This is a genomic window from Microvirga yunnanensis (assembly GCF_025460875.1).
Genome location: NZ_JAMXFI010000009.1, coordinates 41,818 through 53,735 on the forward strand (window position 1 = coordinate 41,818; position 11,918 = coordinate 53,735).

At 62.7% G+C, this 11,918-nt stretch carries 11 protein-coding genes; 6 read left to right on the plus strand and 5 right to left on the minus strand.

The window, feature by feature from the left end:
- Positions 1 to 581 precede the first annotated feature (581 nt).
- Positions 582 to 1,361 carry a LuxR C-terminal-related transcriptional regulator gene (locus tag NF876_RS06755; RefSeq protein ID WP_262268055.1) on the plus strand — a complete coding sequence of 260 codons (780 nt, stop codon included), beginning with the start codon at positions 582 to 584 and terminating at the stop codon, positions 1,359 to 1,361.
- 1,427 nt (positions 1,362 to 2,788) lie between these two features.
- On the opposite strand, the gene NF876_RS06760 is transcribed toward NF876_RS06755, so the two are convergent.
- Positions 2,789 to 3,793: a glycoside hydrolase family 5 protein gene (locus NF876_RS06760; protein WP_371823100.1), complete on the minus strand. Its 1,005-nt coding sequence runs from the start codon at positions 3,791 to 3,793 to the stop codon at positions 2,789 to 2,791.
- Positions 3,794 to 4,496: 703 nt separating this feature from the next.
- On the opposite strand from NF876_RS06760, the gene NF876_RS06765 reads away from it, so the two are divergent.
- Entirely contained in the window at positions 4,497 to 5,411 is a 915-nt protein-coding gene (locus tag NF876_RS06765; protein ID WP_247654127.1) for a hypothetical protein, read from the plus strand.
- A 92-nt stretch (positions 5,412 to 5,503) separates the two neighbouring features.
- Here NF876_RS06765 and NF876_RS06770 read toward each other — a convergent pair whose 3' ends face one another.
- Entirely contained in the window at positions 5,504 to 6,004 is a 501-nt protein-coding gene (locus NF876_RS06770; protein ID WP_285892596.1) for a single-stranded DNA-binding protein, read from the minus strand.
- Between the two features lie 246 nt (positions 6,005 to 6,250).
- Here NF876_RS06770 and NF876_RS06775 point away from each other — a divergent pair, with 246 nt between their 5' ends.
- Positions 6,251 to 7,057, plus strand: coding sequence for a class I SAM-dependent methyltransferase (locus tag NF876_RS06775; protein WP_210806854.1), 807 nt, complete (start codon positions 6,251 to 6,253; stop codon positions 7,055 to 7,057).
- 52 nt (positions 7,058 to 7,109) lie between these two features.
- On the opposite strand, the gene NF876_RS06780 is transcribed toward NF876_RS06775, so the two are convergent.
- From NF876_RS06780 to NF876_RS06790, 3 genes are read right to left on the minus strand one after another with little or no spacing between them, the layout of a single operon-like run.
- The gene (locus NF876_RS06780) at positions 7,110 to 7,385 is read right to left on the minus strand and encodes a hypothetical protein (protein WP_173945587.1); all 276 of its coding nucleotides are present in this window, start codon (positions 7,383 to 7,385) and stop codon (positions 7,110 to 7,112) included.
- A gap of 30 nt (positions 7,386 to 7,415) precedes the next feature.
- Positions 7,416 to 7,829 carry a hypothetical protein gene (locus NF876_RS06785; protein ID WP_262268056.1) on the minus strand — a complete coding sequence of 138 codons (414 nt, stop codon included), beginning with the start codon at positions 7,827 to 7,829 and terminating at the stop codon, positions 7,416 to 7,418.
- 5 nt (positions 7,830 to 7,834) lie between these two features.
- The gene (locus NF876_RS06790) at positions 7,835 to 8,449 is read right to left on the minus strand and encodes a hypothetical protein (RefSeq protein WP_262268057.1); all 615 of its coding nucleotides are present in this window, start codon (positions 8,447 to 8,449) and stop codon (positions 7,835 to 7,837) included.
- A gap of 290 nt (positions 8,450 to 8,739) precedes the next feature.
- Here NF876_RS06790 and NF876_RS06795 point away from each other — a divergent pair, with 290 nt between their 5' ends.
- Genes NF876_RS06795 through NF876_RS06805 form a run of 3 tightly spaced genes read left to right on the plus strand, consistent with a single transcriptional unit; the run spans position 8,740 to position 11,866 of the window.
- Entirely contained in the window at positions 8,740 to 9,036 is a 297-nt protein-coding gene (locus NF876_RS06795; RefSeq protein ID WP_262268058.1) for a hypothetical protein, read from the plus strand.
- Entirely contained in the window at positions 9,033 to 10,868 is a 1,836-nt protein-coding gene (locus tag NF876_RS06800; RefSeq protein ID WP_262268059.1) for an AAA family ATPase, read from the plus strand. The genes NF876_RS06795 and NF876_RS06800 overlap by 4 nt, the downstream gene beginning before the upstream one ends.
- Positions 10,865 to 11,866, plus strand: coding sequence for a metallophosphoesterase family protein (locus NF876_RS06805; RefSeq protein ID WP_262268060.1), 1,002 nt, complete (start codon positions 10,865 to 10,867; stop codon positions 11,864 to 11,866). The genes NF876_RS06800 and NF876_RS06805 overlap by 4 nt, the downstream gene beginning before the upstream one ends.
- Positions 11,867 to 11,918: the final 52 nt, after the last annotated feature.

An 11,918-nucleotide genomic window follows, 5' to 3' on the forward strand; every position in this document is an offset into this window, starting at 1 on the left:
TGGCAACGACAGGGCATTGTGACCCTCTATGATTCCTGGAACCGGATTTGTTCTAGATTTAGCCGAGCGCGTCGAATGCGCTGGCTCGCAGCGCTTACTGCCGAAAGTAATATCTGGCGGCTCAGTTTCATTGCCCCACCATCGATAATTTTGACGGAGCGATCAAATTCGCACAATCAAAGGTGGAGGGCTTGAACAGGATCGGTGACCGTTTTGGAGCTTACTTCCCGACTCAGACTGCGTGCTCAAGATGGTCGATCTGCGCGGTTCGTTGAACCGTGATTGAGGGGCGCATTCGTCCGACGGTCTCATCTGTTCACCTCGACGTCCCGCCATCGCGCCCCTGCCAACCTAGAGTTAGGACCGCAGCGGGACATCGCCCCAGTCTGCACGCTCTGTCCGGGATCCTCGATACGAAGTTCCCGGTACTCTCTAATAAGCGTCTTCGACTGGTAGAATGTCGAATTGCGGACCAGTTTGATATAGAGTTTCAGAGCGCCGGCGCGATGTAAGAGGAATACGACATATTAATCGTAGGGGTCTATCGTCGCTTCGAACGACAGATCGCTGGGGCAGATGTCATGAGTGCTGGTAAAGGAATGGGGCTTATTGCTGATGGCGATCCCTATTTCCGCGTTGCGGCGGCCGCCATCCTGACCCACCACTTCGGCTTCGCAGAGCTCATCGAGGCGTCGTCCCTCGACGAGGCGCTGGAGCGGCTCACCGAAAACGAGCGGATCGAAGCCGCTCTGCTGGACCTGTCCATGGCGGGCATGCGCACCCCGACCAACCTGCGGGCGATCCGCGAGTGCTTTCCGCATGCCCGCGTAGCCGTCCTGTCCGCATCGAACGCCCGTCAGGACATCCTCTCGGCGCTGGAGGCAGGCGTTCACGGCTACATGCTCAAGAGCCTGCCGGTTGCGGATCTGGTCAAGGCGCTGCGCGTGGTCTTTGAGGGCGGGATCTACGTGCCGCCATGCCTGGCCGACATCTCATCCGGCGGCTCGCTGCAGCCGCTTCGGGAGCTGCCGGACGTCGCCCCTGAGCCGCAGCCGGTGCCGCCCGAGCCTGCGCCCGCCGCTTCGGTCCATGCCCTGACCTCGCGCCAGCGCGAGGTGCTCGACCTTCTGGTCCAGGGCAAATCGAATAAGGAAATCGCCCTGGCGCTCAAGCTCGGGGAGGGGACGGTCAAGATCCACATGGCGGCGATCTTCCGCTACTTTGGCGTCAACAACCGGGCTGCAGCGGCCGTCGCCGGTGCGCGGCCCTACCCAAATCGTCCTCGAGGTGTTCTTCCGACTGAGGATGCGGGGATGCCCCTGGCCGTGGGAGATAACGGGTTGTTGCTGAGAGAGATCTGAGTAGATTTCGCACGATCTTACACGGCAAGCGCCCAAGCGCTCGGGCTGACCTTTGGCGGGCCCGGCTGAGGTCCAGAGCATGGGCATTTCTGACAGAATTGTTGGACGACTTCTGTTAGAGAGAGGAGGAGTTCAGCGCGCTTCACCCCTGGATCAGGTCCATTCATGCTTTCGATCTGATCGCGCGGCGCAACGGGCCGCAGGCGGCGGCATGGGCTTTCCCCTGGCGGCCTGACGAAAAAGAACGATCCTTTGGCGGGTGCCGACGAGCGCCCGATCCAGATCACCCTAGCCCTAGGTCAGGGTTAAGGCGGCGCTGCCAATGCAAATCTCCTTAGAGGCTTTCGGCTGAGCGCACAGGTTGAGCACCGCCTCTTTGAGCCCTAATCGGAGCGCTTTCGTTTGGATCAGTCGTGCCAGGGTAGTTCGGGCGGATCACCGACCAAGGTTAAGAAACCTAATAGACAACTCAAATGAAAGCTTACCCACCACAGCATCGTTTCCTCCATTTGAAACAAAGTTATTTATTCTTATTCACCTATGTTAATCAAAAATCTTTGAGATTGCAGCTCTTTTTGTTGCGAGCCGTTCGGGAGAAGATTCCTGCCGGCTAATCGTGATAGAAGGGGGGTTCGATACCGCCATACTGATCGTTTAGCTTGCTCGGTCAGAGGCCTTGTCCTGCTTGTCATGAATCAGCCTGGATAAACACCGCGGCCCAGGTGCTGCTGACGCTCCGGCGGCAGGTGACCCGATCCATTTCAAGGCCGGGGCGTTTGTCTACCTGAGCTACCACTGATGCGATGAATGGGGTTTTCGCGCCATCGGCACTCACCGATTGGGACATTGAGACCCAGCCGGAACAGGATAGTTTTCCGTCTATGGCTCGCCCCCACAGAGCCATGAGCGCCCTGGTTGAGATGGTCTGCAAGCTGCTCAGCCGGGGCGTTTGTTTGTCACACCGCAGAACCTTTTCGAGCGGCATTTCTACTGACATCGGCCCTTACCGATCAGCACCTTCGAACAGTAATCGTGCCATGCGAAAAGTTCTTATTATTCTCCCTCTATCAATGCTGGCGTCTGCTTCGATCGCACAGGACATCGGCCAAGGGACACCACCACGACTTGAAAATGCGGACGAGTTCCGAGCTATTGTCGCGGCTCCGAAACCTAAGGCACCGGCTCGACGCGAGGGGTGGAACGAGATGTACGATCGCCATCGTGCAGCGGCCAAGCGCTCTGTCCGATCGATGTGCGACGAGTGCCTTGGAGCCAAGCACAATAAACCTGGGCCGGAAACGCCGCTCATACTTCCGGAGGAACTGTCGAACTATCAGGGAGAGCCTCAGCTCGAACGTGAGCCGTAGCGAAGAACTCTCCTACCAGACTTTCACGCTAGCACCCGGCATCAGTCATGCCATGGACATTCATGGATGCGGGAGATACCTCATCAACGTGCGCATCTGCGGCATGTCTGGACGAGGATCTTCCCAAGTCTGAGCCTCTTTCGCGAAGACATTGTGTGGATCCCACTTCGATGCGTAAGGGTCGAGCCGCAGCATATGATCGTACTTCCACCACCCGCCTCCAGCGAAGTAAGCCCAACCGGCCCAACACTCCCTGTTAGCTTCGATGTGGTCGAGGAAACGCTGAAGTGCCTTCAAGGATTCGACATCTGCGGCACAGCCGAATTCGCCGACGAACGCCTTCCGCCCACTTGAGCCCAGCCAATTCGAGAAAAACGCGACATCGTTGATGAAGCCTTTCTCAATGGTTGCTTTCTGCCCAGCCGACCATTCGTCGAAGTAGCAATGGTAGTCGATGATCCAGTTGTTCAGCGGGTCAACGATATCCGCCATCATGGAGAAATTCGCGGAACCCCGCCTCCAGCTCGTGCGGCTCGTCCAGTTGTTGCCTGGAACGAGGATCGGGCCCGTCGCGCCTGTGGAGCGAATGGCAGCAATGGCGCCATTGATGACCTCGACAAGCTTTCCAGAGTTCTGATCGTGCGGCTCGTTCATCAGGCTGTACAGGATCATCGGACCGCTGTACTGGGCGGCCACTTTCCGCCAGAAGTCGGAGAAGTGGTCAATGGTGACGATCGGGCCTTCCCCGATGATGTGCTCTGCCCCGCCTTCCGTGCGGCGACCGTAGATGTGCGGTTCAATGATGACATAAGCCCCAAGCCCAGCAATTCGTCCGATCTGAGTTTGGATGCCTCTGGTTTGAGCAACGGCCAGGGGCCCACCGAGGATGGGTTGCATCAGCTCCCAAAGAAGGCTGAGCCGGACGACGTTCATCCGCTTCTGCTTGATGAAGTAATCCGCCGCCTCAGCTCGGGGCCATTGTTCACCTGGCGTATAGTTCATCCCTGTAAAGCTGACGCCCCTCAAGAACGGGAGGGGGGAGGATCCGTCGCGAGGAGATGCCATTACAGAGGCCTTTTACAATCTCAGGTCATACCACGACGGCGTAGACCTATTTCAGCGTGACGACAACCTGTGCCGTTAACTTGGCATCGACAGCGCTCTTGCCCGCACTATGGCCGGGTCGTGCACCGGGCCGCCCCTGGGGTCGGACACCGGCTTGCCGTCGCCTTTCGCCAGAGGCTTGTTCACGGTGGCAGTTGGTGCTCAGTTCGGAATCATGAAAAACCAGGTCTGAGCATCTAACTGCCAGCCACATGGTACTTGCGACGATCGCCAGATGGACAGCAGGCTGTTTTAGCTTGGAGTCCGCTGCTCACAATGCGACCGTGGAGACGCTTCAGCATGGCGTGTGTTCCTTCCTCACTCGCGCGGCACGATCTTGCCCGATAGGTCCACTTCCATCGGTTTGCTTACCTGGAGCAACGGGCATTGGAGGGCGTTCGCACCCATGTGTCGGAGCTTCTGCCGCACGAGGCAGCGGCGTATCTGAGGCGTTGGCTTGCATTTGGGCCCCTGCTCATTCAAGGCTCCATCAGACATACGAGGTCCTGCGTGGGCTGACAGGTCAGGATGTCTATGGCTCGCCCAACACTGCGGGAGATGCCTGACAGGCATTTCCCGTGACGGTATCGCTTAGCGGCGGGATCCAAAATCAAGACGGGCGGTTGTGCTCAGAGACACCAATCGCGAGCGGTTCTGACGGCCGATGGAGATCGCCTCCGCCTTCCAGATTCTGCCCTCTGATGACGAGGAGCGCCCGGGTGCCTATGCCCGGTTTCCCTATGACCGCGATCTCGTCCGCCGGTTTCGGGAGCATTTCCCTCGGGCGCGGTGGCGGGCCGGGGAGGAGCGCTGGTTCGTGCCGGGAACGACGGCCGCGAAGCGGCTGACCACCTGGACGGCGCAGGAGCTGGAGACCCTGGACCGGCATGCCGACGCCAAGGGGCGGGACGCCTTTGTCTTCGAGCCTCTGGAGAGCCCCTATCTGACCGTCGCTGACGATCTGATGGTGCGCACGCCCTATTCGCGCACCATCGTGGAAGCACTGCGGTCGATTCCGTGGGCCCACTGGGATTCCGAGGACAGGGTCTGGCGGGTGCCGTTCCGCTCCTACGAGGATTTGAAGTCGCGCTGGCCCGAGATCGAGGAGGCGGCGCGGCGCAACGAGCCTGAGGCCCGCCGGAGACGCCGCGAGGAGAAGAGGCGAGAAGGCCCGGATGAGGCTGCTCCGCTGCAGGCGGAGCGCCGCCGCAGGCGCTACCCGGTGCCGGTCGACGATCCTCCCCCTTTGGGCTTTCCGCTCTCGACGATCAGCTGGGGGGTTGTCGTGTTCGAGGCGATCGACGTCGATCCCATCGACGATCCTGCCGCGGCCAGGCTTTACGCTCATCTCCAGGGAGATCCGTCCCACTACGTTTGGGGTCACTGGCGGATGCCGACCCTTCAGGAGATCTACCGCACACGCCCCGTGCAGGCCGAAGAGGCATCCGAGATCCGCTCCGCGCGGGGATGGTGGTGGTCGAGCCGCGACGAACTGCAGGAGAGGGCGCGGAGGCTCCGGGAGGTGGAGCGGGCTCAGCGCTCGCGGCATCAGACCCGCAAGACCTCAATCGACGCCTGAGGTGGGGCCAAGCGGAGGCCGGCACGAAAAATCCGGGCTGGAGCCCGGATTTCGAACGTTTGGTGGGCAGTGTTCTTTAGAACGGCGAAGCCCTAGAACGGAATGTCGTCGTCGAAGTCGCTGTGCCGGGAGCCGCCGGCCGGCTCGGGCCTGCGCTCCATGGGGGATGATCGTCCGAAGTCGCCGCCGCGGCTGATCTGGCCCGGCTCGTCGTCGCCGAACTCCGACGCCCCGCCGCCGCCGCGGCTGTCCAGGATCGTCAGCTCGCCCCGGAAGCGCTGCAGCACCACCTCGGTGGTGTACTTCTCCTGGCCGCTCTGGTCGGTCCACTTGCGCGTCTGCAGCTGACCCTCAAGATACACCTTCGAGCCCTTCTTCAGGTACTGCTCCGCCACCCGGGCCAAGTTCTCGTTGAAGATCACCACCGAGTGCCACTCGGTCTTCTCCTTGCGCTCGCCCGTGCCCTTGTCCTTCCAGGTCTCCGACGTGGCGATCCGAAGGTTCACCACAGGCTCCCCGTTCGACAGACGCCGAACCTCAGGGTCCCGCCCCAGATTCCCTACCAAAATCACCTTGTTCACGCTTCCAGCCATGATGGCCTCTCCACTTCATCTCTCCTGAACGGCTGGGGCATCGGAAATGCCTCACGTTTTCAGGTCGGTTGCACACTCCTGCCTGACGGGAGGCATCACCGACTGTTCTATATTTGTTCCACGTGAAACACAAGAGGGTGCCGAGAACGGGACCAGAGCAGGACGCCTTTCGAAGCAACCGGAGCTCGGTTGCCGAGGGGCGTCGCTGCCCGTGTAATACGGAAATCGAAGCTTCAGGAGCCTGCCTTGACCAATACGATCCTGGACGAAGCGGCCGTCGCCGCAGCATGGAACCGCAATGCCGATCTCTGGACCCGGGAGGTGCGGAACGGGCTCGATCTTTACCGCGAGCTCTATACGCTGCCTGCCTTCCTCGCCTTCATGCCTCCCATCGTGGGGAGGCGCGCGATCGACCTGGGCTGTGGCGAGGGCTCCAACACGCGCCGCTTCGCGCGGCTCGGCGGGATGATGACCGGGATCGATCTCTCCACCGCGATGATCGAACAGGCCCGGCAGCAGGAGGCCCAGGAGCCTCTCGGGATTTCCTACGAGATCGGATCCTTCAGTGAACTCGCCCCATTCGGGGATGGAGACTTCGACTGTGCCCTGTCCACCATGGCGCTCATGGACGGGCCGGATCTTGGAGCCGCCTTGCACGCCGCGTTCCGCGTGCTGAAGCCGGGCGGGACCCTGTGCTTCAGCGTTCTGCATCCCTGCTTCATTACGCCCGCGATCAAATGGCTGACCGACGAGACCGGGGCTCCTCTCGGGCTTCGTGTCGGGCACTATTTCGAGAGAATGCCCTTCGTCGAGCACTGGCGGTTCAGCCGGCGGGACGGGAGTGAAGGGCAGGCCGGGCGGGAGCCTTTTACGGTACCGCGGTTTCCGCGAACCCTGTCCGACTACGTCAATGCCGTCATTGACGCGGGCTTTCGCATCGTGAGGGTCGAGGAGCCGCGGCCGGGAGAGGAGCTGGCGCGCAAGCACGATTGGCTGGACCGCTGGTATCGGCACGCGCCGCTCGTCCTGTTCGTATCGGCCATCAAGGCATGAAAAAAGCGGTGACAGGGTCACCGCTCTCGAGGGCGTTGGGTGCTCAGCCGCGTTACTCGGCGGCTTGGAGGTAGACGACCTTCGACTGCTCGTTTCGGATCTCGCGCAGGGTGCGGGCCATGTAGGCCAGCTGCTCGATCGCCTTGTCGAGATCGAGTTTCGTGCCTTCCTCGAGATCATAGGCCTGGCGTCCCCGGTAGAGCCGGTTGACCTGGCTTTCCATGTCGACGGCAGCCTCACGGATGCGGTGAACGAGATTGTCGGCGATGACATTGGCGTTGTCATCGACGACGCAGAAGCCGACATCGCTTGCGCGGACCTTGGCCATGGGGTGATACCTCTTCTTGTTGTTTCGTTTTCAGGCGACGGCCCGCTGTCCATGCTCGGCGTAGATGCCGAGCCGGCGGGCCAGGGAATGTTTCGTCACGGGACCGATCCAGGGCAGCGTCGCGAGAAAGCTCAGCTTGTCGGAACTCCCGTTGTACTCGTCGAACAGACGCTCGCGGTCGCACCAGACCCGGTCGATCGCTTCAGCCTTGGCGGGATGTCGGAAGCCGATTCGGGCCGTTGATCCCAGGCTCAAGGCACGCATGCAGCGTTCGAAGGTGCGACGTCCGACGCTCGGCGTCACGCTGGTATGGCAGATCGCCTCGATGACGTGTTGCGCAAACTCCTCCGCCGTCTCGGGCGAGCTGGTCTGCGCGCCGGAGACGTCTCCCGCAAAGGCGTTCGCGCCGTAGCGCATGATCTCTTCAAGTCCGAAGCTCGGCATTTCTCTCACCGTGTGGTCCAGGCTGCCTGCAGCAGCCGGACGAGCTTTGTTCCCGTCCTGCGAATCCGGCGCTGCGCCCGCCAGGGAAGCTCGGCTTCCCGTGCCAGACTCGGGCGTTCGGAACGCTCACGCAGGGACTTCAGAAACAGCCGCGCGCTCGTCTGAGGGCGCATGCGCCAGGCATTGTCCGGGCTCTGAAAACCTTGACCGTTCAAGGACTTCTCGGAAGAACGCGGCTCGATGAAGATGGGGTTCGAGTCCTGCGAATGCAAGGTCTGCGGGATCAACGGAACGGGGTTGGCGCCGCGATGAGCTGCCCGCGCGGCCTTCGGCCAGGGCGAAATCTCGCAGCGCGCCATCCTGAAGGTCCGCGCCAGCTCGGCGCCGGTCGTGACACCATAGACGGAGGCCGCACAGGAGAAGGCTTCGGAGAAAGGCTGCATGGCGCACCAGCTCTTTTCGGCCATGTGCAGCGGCCACGTCCAAAGGCCATCCTCCCGACGCTGCCCGAGGCTCTCGCGGTCGATGAAATAGCCGGTCCGCTTGTGCTCCAGGCCGCTGTCGATCACGAGCCATTCCTCGTTCTCGAAGATCGGGCGTTCATCCGTCATGGCGGTCATCGCAGGTTCCTTCGCGGTGGTCAGGCGCGGCTGCCCTAATGGCGTCACATCCACGACGCATACACAGGATGCGAACAAACCAAGAACATACTCCTGGCTTCCGCGATGTCAAGCAAAGACGCCGCTCTGGGACTGTAATCTTGGAGTAACCGATACTATGTGGAGGGACTGATGCCAGGATTGAAGAGTTTGCTCCCGATCCCGCTCAAAAAGAGGCAAAGTCGTTGCGGCGAAATACCGCTGACGATAACTGAAGCTCGACCATTCCAACGCAGCGGATTCGCGACGCCATGACCACTCTCTCACGCCTCGAAACGGACCAGCTCCGACGCCTGGAGGAGATGCGCAAAACCTTCGACAGACTGAGGGCGGAGCGGATCCGGGCGGAGGGCGAAGTCGAGCGTCTCGCCCGGGAGCTGGAAGAAGCGCGGGCCCTCGCCCTATCGGAGTTCGGCACGGACGACGAGGGGCAGCTCCAGGGATTGATCGAGGATGCCCAGGCCCGCAATGCCAAGCTCGCCGAAGAATTCGCCGCTGCCCTGCGCGAGGTGGAAACCCGTCTCAAGCAGCTTGGAGACGAGCGTTGATCGCGCCGTCCGTCGATCATGACCTCGCGCGGGCGGCCGCTGCCCTCGCACGTCTGGAAGGGCGGCGCGATGCCTTGCGGACGCGGCGCGGGGAACTGACGCGTGCGATCGAACTCGCCAAGGGGCGGCTTGCCGTCAAGGACGAGGTGGAAGCCTTCATCGAGGCCGTGCACGGCAGCGCCAACCGCCGCAGCCTCTCGGCGTTCGAGACGCTTCTGACGGCCCTCGTCCAGGAGGTGCTGCCGGGCGAGAAGCCAGTGGCTCTGGATCTCTCGACGGAGCGCGGCCTGGCCTCGCTCGACATCTGCGTGCGCCGTCCCGACGGCACGCTCGAGGACGTGCTGGAGGACAACGGCGGCGCGCTGACCAACGTGATCGGCATGGCGCTGCGCCTGATCGCAGTCGTCAAGGCGGATGTCGCGCGTTTCCTCGCCCTCGACGAAGCCGATTGCTGGATTGCACCGGATCGCGTCTCCTCCTTCTACAAGGTGCTGGAGGACGGCGCCGCCCGGCTCGGCGTGCAGTGCCTGGCCGTGTCTCACCACGACCTGTCGCAGTTCTCGGGCAAGTTCCACATCGCCCGCATCGTCGGAGAGCCGGTCTCGGGCGTCGATGTGCAGTCGACCGACACAGCCGCCGCGTGGGACGATGGGCAGCCGGGCCTGCGGTTCATCCGGCTCGTCAACGTGCAGGCCTACGAGGATGCGACGCTGCCTCTGAGCCCGGGCGTGAACGCGCTCATCGGTCCGAACAACCGCGGCAAATCCACCTTCATCCGTGCCTTGCGGGCCGTGTTCTACGGCGAGGCCCGAGACAGCCTCGTGCGGGCGGGCGCGAAGGCGGCAGGGGTCGAAATCGGCCTCGCCGGCAACAGGGTCCTGCGCTTCACGCGTCAGCCCCGCCGTTCCCCGGTCAACGTCTGGTCCCTGCATGAGGCGGACGGTTCCGTCGTCGAGGAGCGGGGCATGCGCTACGAGACGGGCGGGCGCAATGTTCCCGACTGGGTCGCCGATCTCATCCGCATCCGCAAGGTGGAGGATCTCGACGTCCATATCGCGCACCAGAAATTTCCCGTGTTCCTTCTCGGCGAGACGCCGTCGCGCCGCTCGGCCGTGCTCTCGATCGGCCAGGAGGCCGGCTATATCCGCGACATGCTCGTCATCCATCGCGAGCGCTGCCGGCGGGACAACGATCTCGTGCGCAATGGCGAACGGGAACTGATCGCCGTCGAGGAAACGCTCGAAGGCTTGCAGGTTCTCGATCGTCTCAAGGACCGGCTGTCGGCCATCCGACAGCAAGGGGACGATCTCAATGACGCCGCAGCACGCCTCCAGCGATTGCAGCAGCGCATGTCGCAGATTGCGGATCTCGATCGCCGGCTGGGCAAGGCGAAGGCTCGGGCGACCGTCACGGCAACGCTTCCGGACGCCGAGGAACTGACGCGTTTGACGCGCACGGTGGAGCGCTCGCGCGAGCGCGAGCGGCTGGGAGAGCGGGTCCTGCAGCTCGGACGGCGCCTCGCTCAGAGCAGGACGCGGCTGGCCGCCTTGCGCGGCTTGCCCGATGGCGTTCCAGTCCTTGAAAACACTGCGTCGGCGCAAAACATTCTGAAACGTGTGAACGATCTTCGCAGCGCCGCTCTGATTGCTCAGGGCCGGCTCGCGAAGGTCGATGAGGGTCTTGCATCCGTCCAGGCCGACATGGCGAAGCTCATTGAGGAAACTGGCGGCCTTTGCCCCACTTGCGGCTCACCGGTCAAGCCGGAGACCCTCTTGGACCATCACGCCCATCCTTCTCATTCCCCCACGCCATCGGAGCGGCTGACCGCATGATCCTGTCCGGAGATCGACTTCCCCCTGTCGCCTGCAACGGTGTCCTGGTCATCGGAGATCCGCATGTGGGCTCGCGGCGGCCGGGGCGGCGCAAGGACGCCGTCTGGCCGCAGGCCGTTCTCGGCAAGCTCGAGCGCTGTGTTGCCATCGCCAACGAGCGCGGGCTTGCCGTCGTCATCCTGGGCGATCTGTTCGACCGGCCGGTCGAGACCGACGAGGCCCTCAAGAACCAGCTCATCCGCGTTCTCAAGGGCTTCCGGCACCGGCCCATCGTCAACGTGGGCAACCACGATATCCAGCACACGACGCTGACCGACAGCGACTCGCTGGCGCTCCTGGGCCTGTGCGACGTGATCGACGTTGTGGCCGCGCCATCTCCGGTAACCGAGGTGCAGATCGGCGCGCGGCGGATCGGCATCGGGATGACGCCCTACGGTCAGGCGATTCCGACCGATGCGCGCGGCTCATTCGCCGGCGTCGACCTTCACGCCTGGTTCACGCATCATGACATCGCGTTCGACGGGGGCTATCCGGGAGCGGTGCCGCCCTTCGCGGTCGAGGGCTGCGACGTGCTGATCAACGGACACATCCACAAGACGCAGAAATCCGTTCTTGCCGGACGCACCCGCTGGATGAATCCCGGCACCATCACGCGCCAATCCGTCGATCTCGTGGATCACGTTCCCCGCGCCTGGATCCTGGATGCCGGAGGCGGACTCGAACCTCAGGCTCTGCCGTTCGAAAGCAATGTCTTCGATCTCACCGGACGCGTGGTCGACGCGGCTGACGGGGATGCGGTGGCGCGGGAGGTCGAGAGCGCCTTCGTCACGCTGCTGCAGGCCGAATCCGCCACGGAGCTGAAACGCAGCGGCGACGGGTCGATCATCCGCGACGAGATCGAGGCGAAGTTCGCATCCGACAATACGTCGGACGCGGTGCGCGCCATCGTGCGTTCCCTTCTGGGCGAAGCGGTCGAGCGCCACGCGACGCAGTCCTAGCGCATCGTTCAGGGGGGGGGCCGGGGGGCCGCCCGGCCCAAAGCGCCCCCCC

Coding starts and splice junctions, on each gene's coding strand:
- NF876_RS06755 (WP_262268055.1), top strand. CDS start 582: ATGAGTGCTGGTAAAGGAATGGGGCTTATTGCTGATGGCGATCCCTAT.
- NF876_RS06760 (WP_371823100.1), bottom strand. CDS start 3,793: ATGGCATCTCCTCGCGACGGATCCTCCCCCCTCCCGTTCTTGAGGGGC.
- NF876_RS06765 (WP_247654127.1), top strand. CDS start 4,497: ATGGAGATCGCCTCCGCCTTCCAGATTCTGCCCTCTGATGACGAGGAG.
- NF876_RS06770 (WP_285892596.1), bottom strand. CDS start 6,004: ATGGCTGGAAGCGTGAACAAGGTGATTTTGGTAGGGAATCTGGGGCGG.
- NF876_RS06780 (WP_173945587.1), bottom strand. CDS start 7,385: ATGGCCAAGGTCCGCGCAAGCGATGTCGGCTTCTGCGTCGTCGATGAC.
- NF876_RS06785 (WP_262268056.1), bottom strand. CDS start 7,829: ATGCCGAGCTTCGGACTTGAAGAGATCATGCGCTACGGCGCGAACGCC.
- NF876_RS06790 (WP_262268057.1), bottom strand. CDS start 8,449: ATGACCGCCATGACGGATGAACGCCCGATCTTCGAGAACGAGGAATGG.
- NF876_RS06795 (WP_262268058.1), top strand. CDS start 8,740: ATGACCACTCTCTCACGCCTCGAAACGGACCAGCTCCGACGCCTGGAG.
- NF876_RS06805 (WP_262268060.1), top strand. CDS start 10,865: ATGATCCTGTCCGGAGATCGACTTCCCCCTGTCGCCTGCAACGGTGTC.